Source organism: Pseudomonas sp. W2-17 (genome assembly GCF_041060445.1).
GTDB lineage: Bacteria > Pseudomonadota > Gammaproteobacteria > Pseudomonadales > Pseudomonadaceae > Aquipseudomonas.
This window is the reverse complement of sequence record NZ_JAUFNS010000003.1, coordinates 267,885-288,912: the sequence shown is the minus strand read 5'-3', so window position 1 is coordinate 288,912 and position 21,028 is coordinate 267,885. Positions and strand designations below refer to the sequence as shown.

Below are 21,028 nucleotides of genomic sequence, written 5' to 3'. Positions count from 1 at the left end.
TCGCAACATGAAATCGGCGACAGGTTTCAGTCCCAGCCGAACACTTCACACGCGTTGGCGGTGCTCGCTGCGGCCAGTTCGTGTGCAGGGATTTTCATCAGTTCGGCGATGGCCGCGCAGATGTCGGGAAGATGCTCCGGGCTGTTGCGCATGCCGGGGAACATCGCAGGCGCCATGTCAGGGGAATCGGTTTCCAGCACGACGCTCTCCAGCGGCAGCTCGGCGATCACCCGGTGCATGCGCAGGGCCTGCGGCCAGGTCGCCGCACCGCCCAGCCCCAGCTTGTAACCCAGCTTGATGTATTCCCGCGCTTCTTCGCGGCTGCCCGCGAAGGCGTGAACGATGCCGCGGCGCTTGAGTTTGAACCGCTTCAGTGCAGCGATGGTGTCGGCGTGGCTGCGGCGCACGTGGAGCAGGGCAGGGAGGTTGAAGTCGGCGGCCAGCTGCAACTGCTGGTCGAGCAACGTCTTTTGCCGCGAGCGGTCCAGGGATTCGATGTAGTAATCCAGACCGATCTCGCCGACGGCGCACAGCTTGGGATGCCCGGCCAGACGGGCCAGCCAGTCGCGCAATTGCTGCACATGCTCGGGCTGATGCTCTTCCAGGAACACCGGGTGCAAGCCCAGCGCGGCGTACACCGAAGGTGCGCTAAGCGCCAGATCCCACACCCGTTGCAGATTGCGCTGATAGACGCCCAACACCACGATGCGCTCCACCCCAAGCTGCCGGCTGTTGGCGAGGACGTCGTCGCGGTCGGCGTCGAAATCGTCGAAATCCAGGTGCGTGTGGGTGTCGATCAGTCGCACGTTGCTTACGCCTCGTGAATCCGCTGTTTGAATGTCCGCACGATGGCGTGCACGCCGGGTTCGTACTGGTCCTGCTCAATGGCCGACAACGCCAGCGCCAAGGCCTTTTCAGCAATCAGATGATGCTGCTGAGCCATGGCATTGACCGGCAACGGCAGGAAATCCAGCAACTGCGTGTCACCGAACGTGCCCAGGTGAAGTTGATCCGGATTCAGGCGGCGCTGGTGCAGCAAATCGAACACCCCTTGCAGCAGGACGTAGGAGGTCGTGATCAGCGCGTCGGGGAAATACCCCAGGCGGTCAAACATGTCGCTGGCCAGTTGCAGGCCACAATCACGGCTGAACGCGTCGCCGTGTTCGATGATCACCGAGCCTTCGAAACCCTCCAGCGCGTCTTCGAAGCCGCTGGCCCGCGCTTTACTGACGCTCAGTTCGGGCTGCGCGCCGATCAGGGCGATGTGCCGGGGTTTGATCTCCAGCAGGCTGCGGGTCAGCTGCTGGCTGGCGTCGTGGTCATCGCTGACCACCGAGCAGAAGTGCGCCGGGTCCATCTCCCGGTCGATCGCGATGACCGGAACCCCTTGCTGCTGCAGCGCGCGGTAGCTGTCATCGCTGGCCGGCAGGCAACTGGCGACGAACAGCGCATCGCAGCGTCGCGCGCGAAACAGCTGCAACAACTGCAACTCGCTGATGGGATCGTCGTCTGAACTGGCGATCAGCAATTGGTAACCGCGAGCGCGCGCCCCCTGTTCCAGTTGCTTGGCGATGCGCGCGTAACTGGGGTTTTCCAGGTCGGGCAGGATGAAGCCGAGGGTCCGGGTATGCCGGCTGCGCAGCCCGGCGGCCTGCGGGTTGGGCCGGAAGCCGTGGGCGTCGACCACCGCGCGCACGCGCTCGACCGTTGCACTGCTGATGCGTTGCTGTTCGGCCTTTCCGTTGATCACGTAGCTGGCCGTGGTCACAGAAACACCGGCCAGACGCGCAATATCACTGAGTTTCAAGCCGGGCATCCTTTCGTGATGAGAAGCAGAATTGAGAGCTGAACTACCGTGGCAGGGATTTTCACCGATTAACAGTCATCATGACAGCAGACCGTCGCCTTGTAGGAAGCATGTAGCCCGCTCGGGATGTTTCCTACACGATTCGACCGGATGAGCTTCAAACCGCCGGGATTATCAAGTAACGTGCGCGACACTTTAGATTAAACGATTCAGCAGGCCTGTTTATGGCACTTTTTGCCCAATCGCACCTCTGAATGCCGCATTCGATATTCGCAAACCGTAAGTCATCGGTGTCTACGACCGGTCCTACAACAAGAATCTGGCGCGACCCCGCGCAGCACAGGAGAACGCAATGCTCGAGCTGACCATAGAGCAAATTTCCATGGACCAGTCGGCGGTGGACAAGCCCGCCGCGTTGCAACTGCTGGCTGACTTGCTCGTCGCTGACGGCCTGGTGGCTGCCGGCTACCTCGCAGGCTTGCAGGCGCGCGAGCAACAAGGCTCGACCTTTCTGGGGCAGGGCATCGCCATTCCCCACGGCACGCCACAGACCCGCGACCAGGTGTTCGCCACCGGCGTGCGCCTGATGCAATTCCCCGAAGGCGTGGACTGGGGCGATGGGCAAATGGTCTATCTGGCCATCGGCATCGCCGCCAAGTCCGATGAGCATTTGCGTTTGCTCCAGCTGCTGACCCGCGCTCTCGGCGAGAACGACCTGGGCGAAGCATTGCGTCAGGCCAAGGACCCCGAGTCGCTGCTCAAACTGCTGCAAGGCGCGCCACAAGAACTGGCCCTCGATGCGCAGATGATCAGCCTGGGCGTCATGGTCGATGATTTTGAAGAACTGGTCTGGCGCGGCGCGCGTCTGCTGCGCAAGGCCGAGTGCGTGAACAACGGCTTCGCCGCTGTGCTGCAGCAGGTCGAGCCGCTGCCATTGGGCGAAGGCCTCTGGTGGCTGCACAGCGAGCAGATGGTCAACAAGCCCGGCCTGGCTTTCGTCACCCCGGACAAACCCATGCGTCATTTGGGCCAGTCGCTGACCGGGCTATTCTGCCTGGCGAGTCTGGGTGAGTCCCACCAGGCGTTGCTTGAGCGCCTGTGCTCATTGCTGATCGAAGGCCGCGGCCACGAATTGGGCCAGGCCACCAGCAGTCGCGCCGTGCTTCAGGCATTGGGCGGCGAAGTGCCGCCAGACTGGCCGAGTGAGCGCGTGACCCTGGCCAATGCCCACGGCCTGCACGCGCGGCCGGCGAAAATCCTCGCGCAGTTGGCCAAAGGCTTCGACGGCGACATCCGCGTGCGCATCGTCGACGGCACCGAAAATCCCGTTTCCGCCAAGAGCCTGAGCAAACTGCTGAGCCTCGGCGTGCAGCGCGGTCAGTCCCTTGAGTTCATTGCCGAGCCGACGATTGCTGCCGACGCCTTGCCTGCTTTGATCGCTGCGGTGCTCGAAGGCTTGGGCGAAGAAATCCAACCGTTGCCGACCCACACCGAAGCCGCACCCGCACCGGCAGTCGTCGAGAAAACCCTCAGCGCCCCCGCAGCTCGCACTCAGATTCAGGCCGTTCCTGCTGCGCCCGGCATCGCCGTCGGCCCGGCCCACGTGCACGTGCTGCCGGTGTTCGAATACCCGGCCCAGGGCGAATCGCAAAGCGTCGAACACGAGCGCCTGCACAGCGCGCTGGCGCAGGTCCGCCTCGACATCGAGCAATTGATTCAGCGCAGCACGGCGAAGGCCATTCGCGAGATTTTCGTCACCCACCAGGAAATGCTCGCCGACCCTGAACTGGTCGACGAAGTGGCGCAGCGCCTAAAACAAGGCGAAAGCGCCGCCGCCGCGTGGATGAGCGTGATCGAGGCCGCCGCGCGTCAGCAGGAACAGCTGAAAGACGCATTGCTGGCCGAGCGCGCCGCTGACCTGCGGGACGTCGGCCGCCGCGTGCTGGCGCAGATCTGTGGCGTCGAGGATCTGGTTGAGCCGGAAGAACCGTACATTCTGGTGATGGATGAAGTCGGTCCGTCCGACGTCGCGCGTCTGGACCCTGCACGGGTTGCCGGGATTCTCACCGCCCGCGGTGGCGCCACAGCCCACAGCGCGATCGTTGCCCGGGCATTGGGTATTCCGGCGCTAGTCGGTGCCGGCGATGCCGTGTTGCTGATCAAATCCGGCACGCCGTTGTTGATCGACGGCCAACGCGGGCGTCTCGACGTAGCGCCGGATGAAGCGACCCTGAAGCGCGCCTTGCAAGACCGCGACACCCGCGAGCAACGCCTCAAAGCGGCGGCCGCGCTGCGCATGGAGCCGGCGATCACCCAGGACGGCCACGCCGTTGAGGTGTTCGCCAACATCGGTGACAGCGCCGGCACGCCGGCAGCCGTAGAGCAGGGCGCCGAAGGGGTTGGCCTGCTGCGCACCGAATTGCTGTTCATGGCGCACAGTTCCGCGCCCGATGAAGCGACCCAGGAAGCGGAATACCGTCGCGTGCTCAAAGACCTCGACGGTCGTCCCCTGGTGGTTCGCACCCTGGACGTAGGCGGCGATAAGCCGCTGCCGTACTGGCCCATCGATAAAGAAGAAAACCCGTTTCTCGGCGTGCGCGGCATTCGCCTGACCTTGCAGCGGCCGGACATCATGGAAAGCCAGCTGCGCGCGTTGCTGCGTGCGGCGGACAATCGTCCGTTGCGCATCATGTTCCCGATGGTGGGCACCGTCGAGGAATGGCGTCAGGCCCGGGACATGACCGAGCGCCTGCGTCTGGAGATCCCGGTGGCCGACCTGCAACTGGGGATCATGATCGAGGTGCCGTCTGCGGCGTTGCTCGCGCCGGTGCTGGCCAAGGAAGTGGACTTCTTCAGCGTCGGCACCAACGACCTGACCCAGTACACGATGGCCATCGACCGCGGTCATCCGACCCTGTCCGCCCAGGCCGATGGCCTGCACCCGGCGGTGTTGCAACTGATCGACATCACCGTGCGTGCGGCCCATGCCCATGGCAAGTGGGTGGGCGTCTGTGGGGAATTGGCCGCCGATCCGCTGGCCGTGCCGGTGCTGGTCGGCCTGGGTGTGGATGAATTGAGTGTCTCGGCGCGGAGCATCGGCGAAGTCAAAGCCTGCGTCCGTGAATTGAATCTGACTGAAGCCCGAAAACTTGCGCAGGCGGCCCTGGCCGTTGGCAGCGCGGCAGACGTGCGAGCCTTGGTGGAGGGGCTGTAATGGCGAAAATTCTGACATTGACCATGAACCCGGCGCTGGACCTGACCGTGCAGTTGGGCCCCTTGCAGATCGGCCAGGTCAACCGCAGCGACGCCATGCTCAGCCACGCGGCGGGCAAAGGCATCAACGTCGCCCAGGTGCTGGCTGATTTGGGCCACGACCTGACCGTTGCCGGCTTCCTCGGCGTGGATAACCAGCAGCCGTTCGAAACCCTGTTCGCCAAGCGCGGCTTCGTCGATGAGTTCGTGCGGGTGCCGGGCGAGACGCGCAGCAACATCAAGCTGGCCGAAAGCAGCGGGCGCATCACCGACCTCAACGGCCCAGGCCCGGAAGTCAGTGCCCAGGCGCAACAGGCGCTGGCCGCTCGGGTTGAGCAGATCGCGTCGGGTTTTGATGCGGTGGTCGTGGCCGGCAGTCTGCCCCGTGGCGTGAGCGCGCAGTGGCTGAAAACGCTGTTGCTGCGCCTCAACGCGATGGGCCTGAAGGTGGCGCTGGACACCAGTGGTGAAGCCTTGCGCGCCGGACTGGAAGCGTCGCCGTGGATGATCAAACCCAACACCGAAGAACTGGCCGACGCGTTGGATGCGCCGATCATTTCCATCGCCGCCCAGGCGGAAGCAGCGGCGGACTTGCGCCAGCGTGGCATCGAGCACGTGGTGATTTCCCAGGGCTCGGAAGGCGTTCACTGGTTCAGTGCCGCCGTGGCGCTGCAGGCACTGCCGCCCAAGGTCACTGTCGCCAGCACCGTCGGCGCAGGTGATTCGCTGCTGGCCGGGATGGTTCACGGTTTGCTCTGCGGTCACAAACCCGAGCAGACCCTGCGCACCGCCACGGCCATTGCGGCCATGGCCGTCACTCAGATCGGCTTCGGCATCAATGATCCGGCGCAATTGAAACGTCTTGAAAGCGGCGTCAACGTCCGCTTCCTGACGGCATAACAAGAGAGGAAGTGTGATGAAGTTAGCCATCGTTACGGCCTGTCCGAACGGCAAAATCAGCAGCGTCCTCAGTGCCCGTCTGCTGGATGCGGCGGCCCAGCGCCAAGGTTGGAGCACCAGCGTCGAGATCCACGACCCGCGTCATCCGGAGAAGCAACTGTCGCCGGGCGACATCGAAGCGGCCGACTGGGTGCTGGTGGTCAACACCGGCGCGCTGGACCTGGCGCGTTTCTCCGGCAAGCGCCTGTATCAGGCCACGCCCGCGCAGGCGTTGCAGGACGCCGACGGCTTTCTGCGTTCAGCGGCGGCGCTGGCGACCGAGCATACGGCGACTTCCGCCCCGTCTGCTACGTCCAGCGCGCAGCCGCGTCTGGTGGCGGTGACGGCGTGCCCGACCGGTGTTGCCCACACCTTTATGGCGGCCGAGGCGATTCAGCAGGCGGCGAAAAAGCTCGGCTATGACCTGCAGGTGGAAACCCAGGGCTCGGTCGGTGCGCGTAATCCGCTCAGTGCCCAGGCCATTGCCGACGCCGATGTGGTGCTGCTGGCGTGTGATATCGAAGTCGCCACCGAGCGTTTTGCCGGCAAGCGCATCTATCGCTGCGGCACCGGTATCGCGCTTAAGCAAGCTGAAGCGACGTTGAAAAAAGCCTTGGCGGAGGCGGAGGTTGAATCCACGGCTTCAACGTCCAAGGCCTCTTCCAAAAAGGAGAAGACCGGCGTCTACAAACATCTGCTCACCGGCGTGTCGTTCATGCTGCCGATGGTGGTGGCGGGCGGTTTGCTGATCGCGCTGTCGTTCGTGTTCGGCATTCACGCGGCGGAAGAGCCGGGCACGCTGGCGGCAGCCTTGAAGCAGATCGGCGCGGGCGCGGCGTTCCAGTTGATGGTGCCGTTGCTGGCCGGTTATATCGCTTATTCGATTGCGGACCGTCCGGGCCTGGCGCCGGGGATGATCGGTGGTCTGCTGGCGAGCACCTTGGGCGCCGGCTTCATTGGCGGGATCATCGCCGGGTTTCTTGCGGGCTATAGCGCCTGGGCGGTGAATCGCTACGCGAAACTGCCGGCAAGTGTCGAGGCGCTGAAGCCGATCCTGATCATTCCGCTGCTGGCGAGCCTGTTCACCGGGCTGGTGATGATCTACGTGGTAGGCAAGCCGGTTGCCGGCATGCTCGAAGGGTTGACTCACTTCCTCGACACCATGGGCACGGCCAACGCCGTGCTGCTCGGCGTGCTGCTGGGCGCGATGATGTGCGTGGATCTGGGTGGGCCGATCAACAAGGCGTCCTATGCGTTTTCGGTGGGCTTGCTGGCCTCCAGCAGCGGCGCGCCGATGGCGGCAACGATGGCGGCCGGCATGGTGCCGCCGATCGGTATGGGCATCGCCGCGCTGATTGCCCGTCGCAAGTTTGCCCAGAGCGAGCGTGAAGCGGGCAAGGCGGCCTTTGTGTTGGGGCTGTGCTTTATCTCCGAAGGCGCGATCCCGTTTGCGGCGAAAGACCCGCTGCGGGTGATTCCGGCCAGCATCGTGGGCGGCGCGCTGACCGGGGCGCTGTCGATGTTCTTCGGCTGCAAACTGATGGCACCCCACGGTGGGTTGTTCGTGCTGCTCATTCCGAACGCGATCAATCATGCGCTGCTGTATTTGCTGGCGATCGTGTCGGGCAGCATCGTGACAGGCGTGCTGTATGCGCTGTTGAAACGGCCTGAAACGGCGGAGCTGGACGCGGTGCCCGCCGGCGCCTGACCGCTGACCGTACCGCCCTCTTCCCGGCTAAAGCCGGTCCTACAAATTGGGGTTCCAACCGGTCCTGCTGGATGCACGCGATCCTTTAGTGGGACCGGCTTCAGCCGGGAAGAGGCCCGTCGGCACACCATCAAAATTGCGGTGTGAATGCCGACGCCTTCCCGGCTGAAGCCAGTCCTACAAGTACGCGGTCCGGCCGCTAGCGATGCTTTTGCATGTTCGGCGTCTTCGCGAGCAAGCTCACTCCCACAGGGGCGAGGTATGGCGCTGAATTTTGTGCCAGTCAGGGTCAACATTCAGCCTCACCCCATTGCCCTGTCATCTCCTGCAAACAATCCGCTGCTAGCGTCCTTCTTTTGGCATTCCCTTGAGGAGGATAAACATGTCCCGGTTCGACCTGACTCGCCGCCGTATCATCCAGGCCGCTGGCGCCGGATTGTTGTTGCCGGGGCTTGCGCCGGCGGTCATTGCTTCGGTCAAGGACCGCCCGAAGATGACCGACGGCGTGCAGTCCGGCGACGTGCTCGGCGATCGCGCCATGGTCTGGAGTCGCAGCGACCGGCCGGCGCGCATGGTGGTCGAATGGGACACCCGCAGCATGTTCCCCAACCCGCGCCGCACGGTCTCGCTGCTCGCCGACCAACGCACCGACTTCACCGCGCGCGTCGAACTGACCGGGTTGCCGGCCGATCAAGCCATCTTCTATCGCGTGTTCTTCGAAGACGCGCAAACCGGCGTCGCCAGCGAACCCTGGTTCGGCCACCTGCGCAGCGTGCCGGTCAATCGCCGCAACATCCGCTTCGTCTGGAGCGGCGACACCGTCGGCCAGGGCTTCGGCATCAACCCCGAGATCGGCGGCATGCGCATCTACGAAGCCATGCGCCTGCGCCTGCCGGACTTCTTCATCCACAGCGGCGACACCATTTACGCCGACGGCCCGGTGCCCGCCGAAGTGGTCACCGAAGGCGGGCGGGTCTGGCGCAACATCACCACGGAAGAGAAGAGCAAGGTCGCGGAAACCCTCGACGAATACCGCGGCGCCTACCGCTACAACCTGATGGACGAAAACCTGCGGCGCTTCAACGCCGAGGTCCCGCAGATCTGGCAGTGGGACGACCACGAAGTGACCAACAACTGGTCACCGAGCAAACAGCTCGACGACCGCTACAAGGTCAAAGACATCCAGCTGTTGGCGGCGCGCGGGCGTCAGGCGTTTCTCGAATACTCCCCTATGCGCCTACAGAGCGCCGACAACGGCGGGCGGGTTTATCGCAAGATCGCTTACGGCCCGATGCTCGACGTGTTCGTGCTCGACATGCGCAGCTACCGCGACGGCAACGACGCCAATCTGGCCGACAAACCGGGGCCGACCACCGCATTCCTCGGCCGTGAGCAACTGGACTGGCTCAAACGCGAACTTCAAGCTTCCGGCGCTCAGTGGAAAGTCATTGCCGCTGACATGCCCGTTGGCCTTGGCGTGCCCGATGGCGAGATCAGCCCTGGCGTGATGCGCTGGGAGGCGATCGCCAACACCGACAACGGCGCGCCAAAAGGACGTGAACTGGAAGTCGCCGAACTGCTGGGCTTCCTGCGCCAGCAGAAGGTCCGCGACACCGTCTGGCTGACAGCCGACGTGCATTACTGCGCGGCGCACCACTACCACCCGGATCAGGCGGTGTTTCAGGATTTCGACCCGTTCTGGGAGTTTGTCGCCGGGCCGCTGAATGCGGGCAGTTTCGGGCCTAACACCCTGGACAAGACCTTCGGCCCTGAGCTGGTGTTCCAGAAAGCTCCCCCGGCGCAGAACACTTCACCCTTCGCCGGCTTCCAGTTCTTTGGTGAGGTGAACATCGACGGCCAGAGCGGGGAGATGACCGTGACGCTGCGGGATCTGGATGGGGTGTCGGTGTTTGAGAAGACGTTGCAACCTGCGCCCGTCGCCTGACGCAGCCCTGGGTTGTACGACCACTGTGCAATTGCCGGTAACACTTCCCGCGCCGCTGGCCTATCATTAGCCACCTAACGACGGCTCAGGGTTTGGCGTGCATGCTGGCAATCTTTCTGGAAACCCTGAACATCACCGCGCCGGTGTTCGCGATGCTGTTCCTCGGCGTGTTGCTCAAGCGCGTGGGCTGGATCAACGACAGCTTCATCCACACCGCTTCGTCGCTGGTGTTCAACTGCACCATGCCGGCGCTGCTGTTTCTGGGGATCATTCACGCTGACCTTCACGCGGCGTTTCAGCCGGACGTGTTGATCTACTTCATCGTCGCCACCCTGGCGGGTTTCGCGCTGTCTTGGGGATGGGCGATCTACCGCGTGCCGTTCGCCGAGCGCGGCACTTACACCCAAGGGGCGTTTCGCGGCAACAACGGCGTGATCGGCCTCGCCCTGGCCGCGAGCATGTACGGCGACTACGGCATTTCCCTCGGTGCGATCCTCGCCGCGCTGGTCATTCTCTTCTACAACACCCTGTCCACGGTTGTGCTGGCGGTCTACAGCCCGGTCATCAAGTCCGACCCGTGGAGCATCACCAAGAGCGTCATGGCCAATCCGCTGATCATCAGCATTGTCGTCGCGGCGCCATTCGCCTACTTCCAGATCCCGCTCCCCAAGTGGCTCGATACCTCCGGCAGCTACCTCGCGCAGATGACCCTGCCGTTGGCGCTGATGTGCATCGGCGGCACGCTGTCGTTGAAGTCGTTGCGAGAGAGCGGCACGCTGGCGATCAGCGCTAGCCTGATGAAGATGGTCTGGCTGCCGCTGATCTGCACGCTGGGCGCGTGGCTGCTGGGCTTCCGTCACGCGGAGCTGGGGATTCTGTTTCTGTACTTTGGCGCCCCGACGGCATCGGCCAGTTTCGTCATGGTCCGCGCGGCCAATGGCAATCACGAACTGGCCGCGTCTATTATCGTCATGACCACCCTGGCAGCAGCGGTCACGACCAACGTCGGGATTTTCATTCTGCAGTGGGGCGGGTGGATTTAGTCTTGATTCGGGCTGTGGCCAATCAATGCTGACGCCGCCACGCCCGCACCGTCCCCACCACGATGCACAGTGCGATCACCGGCAGCGTGTAGTGAATCATCAAACGCTCCAGCCGCTCGGCCAGGGGCATGCCCGTGGTAAACGACACGATGTGCAAGCCGTACACCGCGTAAAGCCCGAGCAGCAACAGCCCCTCCAGCCGGGTGATCCGATACCCCGAATAGAACAGCGGCACGCACAGCGCCGCGACGCCCAGCATCACCGGCAAATCGAAATCCAGCGCATTGGGCGAGATCGACAACGGCCCGGTGGAAATCAACGCCGTGATGCCCAGCACGCCCAGCAGGTTGAACAGGTTGCTGCCGATGATATTGCCCACCGCGATATCCCGCTCGCCGCGCAATGCGGCGACCAGCGAGGTCATCAGCGCGGGCAGTGAGGTCGCAACGGCGATCACGGTCAGGCCAATCACCCGCTCCGACAGACCCAGATCCAAAGCCACTGAAACCGCCGCGCCGACCAGCAGATGGCTGCCAAACGTCAGCAGCGCCAGGCCGCAGGCCATGAGTGCCAGACGGCCCAGCAACGGCCAGATGCGCCGGCGCGGCTCAAGGTCTGTTCTCGGCACATGCCGCGCGCCGTGGGCGAACTGACGGACCACAACGAACAGATACGCCGCCATGCCCAGCAACAGCACGACGCCATCCAGCGCGCTCAGCTCGCCATTCCACGCCAGCGCCGCGACCAGGGCGGTGGCAGCGATCATCAACGGCAGATCAACGCGCACCAGTTGCCGGGCCACGCGCAGCGGGATGATCAGGGCGGACAGCCCCAGCGTGACCAGCACGTTGAAAATGTTGCTGCCGATGACGCTGCCGACCGCGATGTCGGTGCTGTCGGTGAATGCCGCTTGCAGCCCGACCGCCAGTTGCGGGGCACTGCTGCCCAGCGCGACGACGGTCAGGCCGAGGAACAGCGGGCGGGTTTTGAGCAGGGCGGCAAGGGCCACGGCAGCGCGCACCGACAGTTGCGCGCCGATGATCATCAGCAGCAGGCCGCTGACCAGCTCGATCATTGTGGGCAAGGGCAGATTCGTTAGGGCGAGAATTCAGGGCACCAGTCAGTCGTCGAGGGCTTGCACCCGCACTTGGGCGGTTCCGCTGCGCAGCATACCCAATTGCGCGGCGGCTGCACGTGACACATCGATCAGCCGCCCCCGGGTGTGCGGGCCGCGGTCGTTGATACGGACGATGACCTTGCGGTCGTTGTCCAGATTGGTGACTTGCACGCGCGTGCCGAACGGCAATTGCCGGTGCGCGGCGGTCAGGGAATTGGCGTCGAAGCGTTCACCGCTGGCGGTGCGCTGACCGTGATGTTGCGAGCCGTAGTACGAGGCGCCGCCGGTGGCGTTGTAACCGTGCGGGTCGATGATGCCGTCACTGGCGCAGCCGGCCAGCAGAGAGAGCAGGGCGCAAGCGCCGAGGATTCGCTGCATGGGGCAGGGTCCCTACAGAAAGTGTTGATCGTTCCCGCGCGTGGCGCAGGAACGATCACTGGCGTGAATGCGCTCAGCCTTCCAGCTTGCGCTTAAGCAGCTCGTTGACCTGGCCCGGGTTGGCCTTGCCTTTCGATGCCTTCATCGCTTGCCCAACGAAGAAGCCGAACATCTTGCCGCGTTTGGTTTCATCCGCCGCGCGATATTGCTCGACCTGTTCGGCGTTGGCGGCCAGGACGTCGTCCAGCATCGACTCGATGGCGCCGCTGTCCGTAACCTGCTTCAGACCGCGCTGATCGATGATCTCGTCGGCGCTGCCTACAGATATCTCAACGCAATCGCCTGCAACCATAGCCTCCAAAACTTCTTTTCCTATCTTCCCGGAAATTGTTTTGTCGGTGATTCGCAGCAGCATGCCGCCCAGTTGCTCGGCGGTGACTGGTGGTTTACTCATGTCGGTGTTCAGTCTGTTACACAGCGAACCCAGCTCAACCATCACCCAGTTGGCCGCGAGCTTGGCGTCGCCGGAAATGCTCACGACCTTCTCGAAGAAGTCCGCCTGTTCGCGGCTGGACGCCAACACGCTCGCGTCATACAGCGACAGGCCGAACTGCGACTGGAAACGCTCGCGTTTCTGCGGTGGCAGTTCCGGCAGCGTGGCGCGGGTCTGCTCCAGGAATGCGTCTTCGATGATTACCGGCAACAGGTCAGGATCGGGGAAGTAACGGTAGTCGTTGGCTTCCTCTTTGCTGCGCATGGCGCGGGTTTCGTTGGTGTTCGGGTCGTACAGACGCGTCTGCTGAATGACCTTGCCACCGTCTTCGATCAGGTCGATCTGGCGCTGGATCTCGCTGTTGATCGCTTTCTCGATGAAGCGGAACGAGTTAACGTTCTTGATCTCGCAGCGCGTCCCGTACTCGACCTGGCCTTTTGGGCGAATCGACACGTTGCAGTCGCAGCGCAGCGAGCCTTCGGCCATGTTGCCGTCGCAGATGCCGAGGTAGCGAACCAGCGCGTGCATCGCCTTGACGTAGGCAACGGCTTCTTTCGCCGAGCGCATGTCCGGCTCGGAAACGATCTCCAGCAAGGGCGTACCGGCGCGGTTCAGGTCGATGCCGGTCATCCCGCTGTAGTCTTCGTGCAGGCTCTTGCCGGCGTCTTCTTCAAGGTGGGCGCGGGTCACGCCGATGCGCTTGATGGTGCCGTCTTCCAGGGTGATGTCCAGGTGGCCTTTGCCAACGATCGGCAATTCCATCTGGCTGATCTGATAACCCTTCGGCAGGTCCGGGTAGAAGTAGTTCTTGCGGGCGAACACGTTGTGCTGACCAATCTCGGCGTCGATGGCGAGGCCAAACTTGACCGCCATCTGCACGGCTTCCATGTTCAGCACCGGCAACGTGCCGGGCATGCCCAGGTCGACGAGGCTGGCCTGAGTATTGGGCTCGGAGCCGAACGTGGTGGCGCTACCGGAGAAAATCTTCGATTGGGTGGTGAGCTGGGTGTGAATCTCCAGCCCGATGACGACTTCCCATTGCATGTGTTTTCTCCTTAGAAGCCAGCCGGCGAGCGGGTGTGCCAATCGGTGACTTGCTGATATTGATGGGCAACGTTCAGCAAGCGGCCTTCCTGGAAATACGGCGCCAGCAGTTGCACGCCCACCGGCAGGCCGTCGGCGAAACCGGCAGGCATCGACAGGCCGGGCAGGCCCGCGAGGTTGGCGGTGATGGTGTAGAAGTCTTCCAGGTACTCGGCGATCGGGTCGGCATTCTTGGCGCCGATTTTCCAGGCCGGGTTCGGCGTGGTCGGGCCGAGGATCACGTCGACTTCAGCGAACGCGTTCATGAAGTCGTTCTTGATCAGGCGGCGGATCTTCTGCGCCTGCAAATAGTAAGCGTCGTAGTAACCGGCCGACAGCGCGTAGGCGCCGACCAGTATCCGGCGTTGCACTTCAGGGCCGAAGCCTTCGCCACGGGAGCGCTTGTACAGATCGGTGAGGTCTTTCGGGTCTTCGCAGCGGTAGCCGAAGCGCACGCCGTCGAAACGCGACAGGTTTGAGGAAGCCTCGGCCGGCGCGATCACGTAGTAAGCCGGAATCGCGTGTTGCAGGTTCGGCAGGCTGATTTCCTTGACCACGGCGCCGAGCTTTTTCAGCTCCTCGGCGCTGGCCATGACCAGATCAGCGATGCGCGGGTCGAGACCTGCGCTGAAGTATTCCTTCGGCACGCCAATGCGCAAGCCTTGCAGCGAGGCATTCAGGCCTGCGCTGTAATCCGGCACGGGCTCGTCGATGCTGGTGGAGTCATTGACGTCGAAACCCGCCATGCCTTGCAACAGCAACGCGCAGTCTTCAGCGGTGCGCGCCATCGGGCCGGCCTGATCGAGGCTGGATGCGTAGGCGATCATGCCCCAGCGCGACACGCGACCGTAAGTCGGCTTCAGGCCGGTCAGGTTGGTCAGTGCGGCAGGCTGGCGAATGGAACCGCCGGTGTCGGTGCCGGTGGCGCCGGGCAGCAGACGCGCCGCGACCGCCGCCGCCGAACCGCCGGACGAACCGCCCGGGACGTGTTGCAGGTTCCACGGGTTTTTCACCGCGCCGTAATGGCTGGATTCGTTGGCCGACCCCATGGCGAATTCGTCCATGTTGGTCTTGCCCAGCGTCACGGTGCCGGCGGCGGCGAGCTTGGCAACCACGGTGGCATCGTAGGGCGCCTTGAAGTTGTCGAGCATCTTCGACGCGCAACTGGTGCGAATGCCTTTGGTGCAGAAGAGGTCCTTGTGCGCCAGTGGAGCCCCCAGCAGCGCGCCGGTTTCACCCGCCGCGCGACGGGCGTCAGCGGCCTGAGCCTGGGTGATCGCCAGGTCTTCGGTGACGGTAATGAAGCTATTGAGCTGCGGATCCAGCTGGGCGATGCGCGCCAGCAGATTGCGGGTCAATTCTTCGGAAGAAAACTTTTTATCGGCGAGTCCGCGAGCGATCTCTGCCAGAGTCATTTGATGCATTGCAGGCACATTCCCTTAGTCGAGGACTTTCGGAACCAGATAAAGGCCGTCTTGGACCGCTGGTGCGATGGCTTGGTAGGCATCGCGATGATTGACCTCGGTCACGGCGTCTACACGCAGGCGTTGCGAGGCTTCAAGGGGATGCGCGAGGGGCTGGATGCCGGTGGTATCGACCGCCTGCATCTGGTCAATCAGCCCGAGAATGCTGTTCAGTGTTTCAGTAGTACGCGGGATATCGGCGTCATTGAGGCCCAGTCGGGCCAGATGAGCGATTTTTTCCACGTCGGAGCGATCAAGCGCCATGGGGTTCTCCAGTGGAATGCGAACGGGGTGAGCCGTACGTCAGATTGCGGAACACTACGCCCTTTAAACGGTCATAAGGCCGCGATCTTCCAGGGTAGTGCTCGGAAAAACCGCCAATTTAACATATTGGCTCCTTGCCCAAAATCCCTGTCGTTGTTAGAGTTTGCCGCACTTTTTTACCCACGCGTTGCCTAGGGTCCTTTCCCCATGTTCAAGAAACTGCGTGGCATGTTTTCCAGCGATCTTTCCATCGACCTGGGCACTGCCAACACCCTTATTTACGTGCGTGAGCGCGGCATTGTGCTGAATGAGCCATCAGTTGTGGCCATTCGGACCCACGGAAATCAGAAGAGCGTTGTTGCTGTCGGGATGGAAGCCAAGCGGATGCTGGGCCGTACCCCGGGCAACATCGCCGCCATTCGCCCAATGAAAGACGGCGTCATCGCCGACTTCAGCGTCTGCGAAAAAATGCTTCAGTACTTCATCAACAAGGTTCACGAGAACAGCTTCCTGCAGCCAAGCCCTCGTGTGCTGATCTGCGTTCCGTGCAAATCGACCCAGGTCGAGCGTCGTGCGATCCGCGAATCCGCTTTGGGCGCCGGTGCACGTGAAGTGTTCCTGATCGAAGAGCCAATGGCTGCGGCCATCGGTGCCGGCCTGCCGGTCGAAGAGGCCCGCGGCTCGATGGTTGTCGACATCGGTGGCGGTACCACTGAAATCGCGCTGATCTCCCTGAACGGTGTGGTGTATGCCGAGTCCGTCCGTGTCGGTGGCGACCGCTTCGACGAAGCGATCATCACTTACGTGCGTCGCAACTACGGCAGCCTGATCGGCGAATCCACTGCCGAGCGCATCAAGCAGGAAATCGGCACGGCCTACCCGGGCGGCGAAGTGCGTGAAGTCGACGTACGCGGCCGCAACCTGGCCGAAGGCGTGCCACGTGCTTTCACCCTGAACTCCAATGAAGTGCTGGAAGCGTTGCAGGAATCCCTCGCAACCATCGTTCAGGCCGTGAAAAGCGCGCTGGAGCAATCTCCGCCAGAGCTGGCTTCGGACATCGCCGAGCGCGGTCTGGTGCTGACCGGTGGTGGCGCGTTGCTGCGTGACCTCGACAAGCTGCTGGCCCAGGAAACCGGTCTGCCGGTAATCGTTGCCGAAGACCCGCTGACCTGCGTCGCGCGTGGCGGTGGTCGTGCGCTGGAAATGATGGACAAGCACACCATGGACCTGCTCTCCAGCGAATAAGTCGCCGGAACGCAGCATGTTGCGCTTAACGGGCAGCACCTCACCGTGCTGCCTGTTCGTGTCCGACCTGTTGACGTCGCGCAGCGATGTTGCAAGTCTGGCGCCCTGCATTTCCATCAACCCGCATCAGGCCGGTTTCATGTCGCATGAATAAGCACAGCCACACTCAAGCACCCCTGCACGCATCTCTGGAAGGAGCGGCCCATTAAACCGCTTTTCTCCAAGGGCCCGTCCCTGGGCGTCCGTCTATTGGTGCTGGTCGTGCTGTCTGTGGCCATCATGGTCGTGGACGCGCGTTTCACCCTGCTCAAGCCTGTCCGCAGTCAGATGTCGCTGGTGCTGATGCAGTCTTACTGGATTGCCGACCTGCCCGAGCGTCTGTATCAAGGCGTGGCCAGCCAGTTTGGCAGCCGCACCGAACTCGCCGCCGAAAACGAAAAACTCAAGACCGAGAACCTGCTGCTGCAAGGCCGCCTGCAAAAGCTAGCGGCCCTGACTGAGCAGAACGTGCGCTTGCGCGAGTTGTTGAATTCGTCGGCGCTGGTCAACGAGAAAGTCGAAGTCGCCGAGCTGATCGGCATGGACCCCAATCCATTCACCCATCGCATCATCATCAACAAGGGTGAGCGCGATGGCGTGGTCCTCGGTCAGCCGGTGCTCGATGCGCGCGGCCTGATGGGGCAGGTGGTCGAGTTGATGCCGTACACGTCCCGCGTGCTGCTGCTGACCGACACCACCCACAGCATTCCGGTGCAGGTGAACCGTAATGGCCTGCGCGCAATTGCCAGCGGTACCGGCAACCCGGAACGTCTTGAGCTGCGCCATGTGGCCGACACCGCTGACATCAAGGAAGGCGACCTGCTGGTGAGTTCCGGCCTGGGTCAGCGTTTCCCGGCGGGTTACCCGGTGGCGACGGTCAAGGAAGTGATTCACGACTCCGGCCAGCCCTTTGCCATCGTGCGGGCGGTGCCGACGGCTGCGCTGAACCGCAGCCGTTATCTGTTGCTGGTGTTCTCGGATGGCCGTTCGCCAGAAGAGCGCGCTGCCGACGCTGCGCAGCAGCAGGAGTCGCTTGATCGTCAGGCAGCCGATCCGTCGGCGGTGCCATCGGCTACTGTTCCGAGTGCCGCCCCCGCTACCACGCCGAACAAAGCGGTGGTTCCGGCCACCGTGCCGAAACCTGCCGGGCACAGTGCTTCGTCGACGCCGGCCAACGCCAACACTGCGCCGGCTCCGGCGACCACTGCACCGGCGGCGACCACGCCTGCCAAGCCCGCGACCAGCAAGCCGGCCGCCAAACCTGCGGCAAAACCTGCCGCTACCCGATCGGCGACACCTGCTGCTACCCCGGCCGCTCCACGCGAGAGGGAAGAATAATGGCGCGTCATGCTCCCGCACGAAACGGCTGGGTGGTCTGGCTGACCTTCGCCATCGGCCTGCTGCTCAGCGTTTCGCCGCTGCCGCAGTTCATGGAAATATTTCGCCCTTTGTGGCTGGCGCTGCTGCTGGCCTTTTGGGCATTGGCGTTGCCGCACAAGATCGGCATGGTCACGGCGTGGATGCTGGGGCTGGCCGAGGATGTGCTGTACGGCACGTTGCTGGGACAGAACGCATTGATCCTCACGCTGATTACCTTTCTGGTGCTGTCGTTGCAGCAGCGCTTGCGCATGTTTCCGATGTGGCAGCAGTGCTTGGTGATTCTAGTGATTTTCGGTCTCGCGCAGCTGGTGCAATTGTGGCTCAGCGCCCTGACCGGCAACCGTCAGCCGACCCTGGCGCTGGTGCTGCCGGCGTTGGTCAGCGCATTGCTCTGGCCATGGGTCAGCTACGGCCTGCGCGGATTGCGTTTGCGGTTGAAGATCAATTAAGCAAATAGTAGGACCGGCTTTAGCCGGGAACCGAACGGAGAGGGGACTGATTTATTTACAACGCTTCACCGTAAATCAATCTGTCCCCGGTGGCTGAAATCTGCGGCGTGACACCCGGCGCTTTCCCGGCTAAAGCCGGTCCTACGAGGGAAGAGGCCGGTGTGACCACCATCACGTCAGCGGTGTGCACCAAGGCTACGCTTGTGATCAACGACACGGAGACGTCCCATGCCCCACCTTCTTCTTGCCTCCGGCTCCCCGCGCCGTCGTGAGCTGCTGACCCAGATCGGCGTGCCGTTCACGACCCTCAGCGCCGATATCGACGAAACCCCTCTGGCCAACGAAACCCCTGCCGCCTACGTCCTGCGGCTGGCCCGTGGCAAGGCGGACGCCGGGCTGCTTCAGCTCGCCAACGATCCCGCCTACCCGACCGCCTGCGTCCTCGGCGCCGACACCGCCGTGGTCCTCGACGGCCGCATCCTCGGCAAACCGGCGGACGAAGCCGAAGCGCTGGCCATGCTCGCCGCGTTGTCGAACCGTGAACACGAAGTCCTGACCGCCATCGCCGTGGTCCACGAAGAGCGCTGCGAAACCCGAACCGTCACCAGCCGTGTCCGTTTCCGGGCGATCCCGGAGGACGAGGCCCGCCGTTACTGGGCCAGCGGCGAGCCCTGCGACAAGGCCGGCGGCTACGGCATTCAAGGCCTGGGCGCGGTGTTCGTGGAAAACCTCAGTGGCAGTTATTCCGCCGTGGTCGGTTTGCCCTTGTGCGAAACCGCAGAAATCCTCCAGCGTTTCGGCATACCCTGTTGGCAACGCCCGGAAGGTGACAAGTCATGAGTGAAGAGATTCTGATCAACATCACGCCGATGGAATCGCGCGTGGCGGTCGTTGAGAACGGGGTGTTGCAAGAGGTGCACGTCGAACGCACCCAGCGTCGCGGGATCGTGGGCAATATCTACAAGGGCAAGGTCGTGCGCGTGCTGCCTGGCATGCAGGCGGCGTTCATCGACATCGGTCTGGACCGCGCGGCGTTCATTCACGCCTCGGAAATCTCTATGCGCGAAGGCCCGGCCGTGGAAACCATCAGCTCGCTGGTCCACGACGGCCAAAGTCTGGTGGTGCAGGTCACCAAAGACCCGATCGGCAGCAAAGGCGCACGGCTGACGACTCAACTGTCGATTCCGTCGCGCTACCTCGTGTACATGCCACGCACGGCCCATGTCGGCATTTCCCTGAAAATCGAAGACGAAGCCGAGCGCGAGCGCCTGAAGCAAGTGGTCAGCGATTGCGTCGCCAAGGAAGGGATCAAGGAGAAGGGCGGGTTCATCCTGCGTACGGCCGCCGAAGGGGCGGGCGCGGACGAGATCATGATGGACATCCGCTACTTGCGCAGGCTCTGGGACCAGATTGGCGAGCAGATCAAAACCATCAGTCCGGCCAGCGTGATCTACGAAGACCTCGGTCTGGCGCTGCGCACGTTGCGCGACCTGGTCAGCCCGCGCACCGAGAAGATTCGCATCGATTCCCGCGAGACGTTCCAGAAGACCACCCAGTTCGTCGCCGAGCTGATGCCGGAAATCGCCGACCGCCTTGAGCATTATCCAGGTGAACGGCCGATTTTTGATCTGTATGGCGTCGAGGACGAAATTCAGCGGGCGCTGGACCGCAAGGTGCCGCTCAAGTCCGGCGGCTATCTGGTGATCGACCCTGCCGAAGCCATGACCACCATCGACGTCAACACCGGTGCGTTTGTCGGCCATCGCAATCTCGAAGAGACTATCTTCAAGACCAATCTGGAAGCGGCGACGGCCATTGCCCGACAACTGCGGCTGCGCAATATCGGCGGCATCATCATCATCGATTTCATCGACATGGAAGACGCCGAGCATCAGCGCCAGGTGCTGCGGACCCTCGAAAAACAGCTCGAGCGCGATCACGCCAAAACCAACATCATCGGCATCACCGAACTGGGTCTGGTGCAGATGACCCGCAAGCGCACTCGGGAAAGTCTGGAGCAAGTGCTGTGCGAGCCGTGCAGCAGTTGCCAGGGCCGTGGCAAGCTGAAGACCCCGGAAACCATCTGCTACGAGATATTCCGCGAGATTCTGCGTGAAGCCCGCGCTTATCAGGCGGTGGGTTATCGCGTGCTGGCCAATCAGAAGGTGGTCGACCGGCTGCTTGACGAAGAATCCGGCAACGTGGCCGAGCTGGAGGTGTTCATCGGCAGAACCATTCGTTTTCAGGTCGAGACCATGTACTCCCAGGAACAATATGACGTCGTGCTGCTCTGAGAGTGCGTGATGCGCCGTGCTGCCGAGTGGCGGTGCAGTTGAAGACAGAAAACAGTGCCCTTGAGGCAGACGGAACGGATGCCGTCCAAAGAGAACAACGCGTGGCGATTGAGCACAACCTGGACGTAC

The 21,028-nt window shown here is 62.9% G+C and carries 18 protein-coding genes; 11 read left to right on the top strand and 7 right to left on the bottom strand.

Features of this window, described 5'->3' with window-relative positions; genetic code table 11:
* Positions 1-26 precede the first annotated feature (26 nt).
* On the bottom strand, positions 27-806 hold the full coding sequence (locus QWI20_RS05440) for a TatD family hydrolase (protein ID WP_369304541.1): 780 nt from the start codon (positions 804-806) through the stop codon (positions 27-29).
* 5 nt (positions 807-811) lie between these two features.
* Entirely contained in the window at positions 812-1,807 is a 996-nt protein-coding gene (gene cra, locus QWI20_RS05435; RefSeq protein ID WP_369304540.1) for a catabolite repressor/activator, read from the bottom strand.
* 352 nt (positions 1,808-2,159) lie between these two features.
* Between cra and ptsP the strand changes: the two genes are divergently transcribed.
* The 5 genes from ptsP (at position 2,160) to QWI20_RS05410 (ending at position 10,694) form a co-directional block, all read left to right on the top strand.
* Positions 2,160-5,021 (top strand): phosphoenolpyruvate--protein phosphotransferase, encoded by a 2,862-nt coding sequence (ptsP, locus tag QWI20_RS05430; RefSeq protein WP_369304539.1) that lies wholly within the window; start codon positions 2,160-2,162, stop codon positions 5,019-5,021.
* Entirely contained in the window at positions 5,021-5,959 is a 939-nt protein-coding gene (pfkB, locus tag QWI20_RS05425; RefSeq protein ID WP_369304536.1) for a 1-phosphofructokinase, read from the top strand. Before ptsP ends, pfkB begins: the two co-directional genes overlap by 1 nt.
* A 16-nt stretch (positions 5,960-5,975) precedes the next feature.
* Positions 5,976-7,706: a PTS fructose-like transporter subunit IIB gene (locus QWI20_RS05420; protein ID WP_369304534.1), complete on the top strand. Its 1,731-nt coding sequence runs from the start codon at positions 5,976-5,978 to the stop codon at positions 7,704-7,706.
* Positions 7,707-8,088: 382 nt separating this feature from the next.
* Complete coding sequence (locus tag QWI20_RS05415; protein ID WP_369304533.1) at positions 8,089-9,651, top strand: alkaline phosphatase; 1,563 nt, start codon at positions 8,089-8,091, stop codon at positions 9,649-9,651.
* Positions 9,652-9,752: 101 nt separating this feature from the next.
* Positions 9,753-10,694, top strand: a complete 942-nt coding sequence (locus QWI20_RS05410) for an AEC family transporter (protein WP_369304532.1) — start codon at positions 9,753-9,755, stop codon at positions 10,692-10,694.
* Between the two features lie 22 nt (positions 10,695-10,716).
* Here the strand turns inward: QWI20_RS05410 and QWI20_RS05405 are convergent, their stop codons facing one another.
* The 5 genes from QWI20_RS05405 to gatC form a co-directional block, all read right to left on the bottom strand.
* Positions 10,717-11,769 carry a calcium/sodium antiporter gene (locus QWI20_RS05405; RefSeq protein WP_369304601.1) on the bottom strand — a complete coding sequence of 351 codons (1,053 nt, stop codon included), beginning with the start codon at positions 11,767-11,769 and terminating at the stop codon, positions 10,717-10,719.
* 45 nt (positions 11,770-11,814) lie between these two features.
* The gene (locus tag QWI20_RS05400) at positions 11,815-12,189 is read right to left on the bottom strand and encodes a septal ring lytic transglycosylase RlpA family protein (RefSeq protein ID WP_282370478.1); all 375 of its coding nucleotides are present in this window, start codon (positions 12,187-12,189) and stop codon (positions 11,815-11,817) included.
* Between the two features lie 73 nt (positions 12,190-12,262).
* Positions 12,263-13,726 (bottom strand): Asp-tRNA(Asn)/Glu-tRNA(Gln) amidotransferase subunit GatB, encoded by a 1,464-nt coding sequence (gatB, locus tag QWI20_RS05395; RefSeq protein WP_369304531.1) that lies wholly within the window; start codon positions 13,724-13,726, stop codon positions 12,263-12,265.
* Positions 13,727-13,737: 11 nt separating this feature from the next.
* Entirely contained in the window at positions 13,738-15,189 is a 1,452-nt protein-coding gene (gene gatA, locus QWI20_RS05390) for an Asp-tRNA(Asn)/Glu-tRNA(Gln) amidotransferase subunit GatA (RefSeq protein ID WP_369304530.1), read from the bottom strand.
* 15 nt (positions 15,190-15,204) lie between these two features.
* Positions 15,205-15,492 carry an Asp-tRNA(Asn)/Glu-tRNA(Gln) amidotransferase subunit GatC gene (gatC, locus tag QWI20_RS05385; protein WP_369304529.1) on the bottom strand — a complete coding sequence of 96 codons (288 nt, stop codon included), beginning with the start codon at positions 15,490-15,492 and terminating at the stop codon, positions 15,205-15,207.
* Positions 15,493-15,699: 207 nt separating this feature from the next.
* On the opposite strand from gatC, the gene mreB reads away from it, so the two are divergent.
* From mreB to rng, 6 genes are all read left to right on the top strand, one after another.
* Positions 15,700-16,737 carry a rod shape-determining protein MreB gene (gene mreB / locus QWI20_RS05380; protein WP_020292894.1) on the top strand — a complete coding sequence of 346 codons (1,038 nt, stop codon included), beginning with the start codon at positions 15,700-15,702 and terminating at the stop codon, positions 16,735-16,737.
* A 16-nt stretch (positions 16,738-16,753) separates the two neighbouring features.
* Positions 16,754-16,891: a hypothetical protein gene (locus QWI20_RS05375; protein ID WP_369304528.1), complete on the top strand. Its 138-nt coding sequence runs from the start codon at positions 16,754-16,756 to the stop codon at positions 16,889-16,891.
* Between the two features lie 50 nt (positions 16,892-16,941).
* Entirely contained in the window at positions 16,942-18,114 is a 1,173-nt protein-coding gene (gene mreC / locus QWI20_RS05370; protein WP_369304600.1) for a rod shape-determining protein MreC, read from the top strand.
* Entirely contained in the window at positions 18,114-18,605 is a 492-nt protein-coding gene (gene mreD / locus QWI20_RS05365) for a rod shape-determining protein MreD (protein ID WP_065990112.1), read from the top strand. The genes mreC and mreD overlap by 1 nt, the downstream gene beginning before the upstream one ends.
* Before the next feature lie 228 nt (positions 18,606-18,833).
* Positions 18,834-19,445, top strand: coding sequence for a nucleoside triphosphate pyrophosphatase (locus tag QWI20_RS05360; protein ID WP_192132384.1), 612 nt, complete (start codon positions 18,834-18,836; stop codon positions 19,443-19,445).
* Complete coding sequence (gene rng, locus QWI20_RS05355) at positions 19,442-20,899, top strand: ribonuclease G (protein ID WP_037012596.1); 1,458 nt, start codon at positions 19,442-19,444, stop codon at positions 20,897-20,899. Before QWI20_RS05360 ends, rng begins: the two co-directional genes overlap by 4 nt.
* Positions 20,900-21,028: the final 129 nt, after the last annotated feature.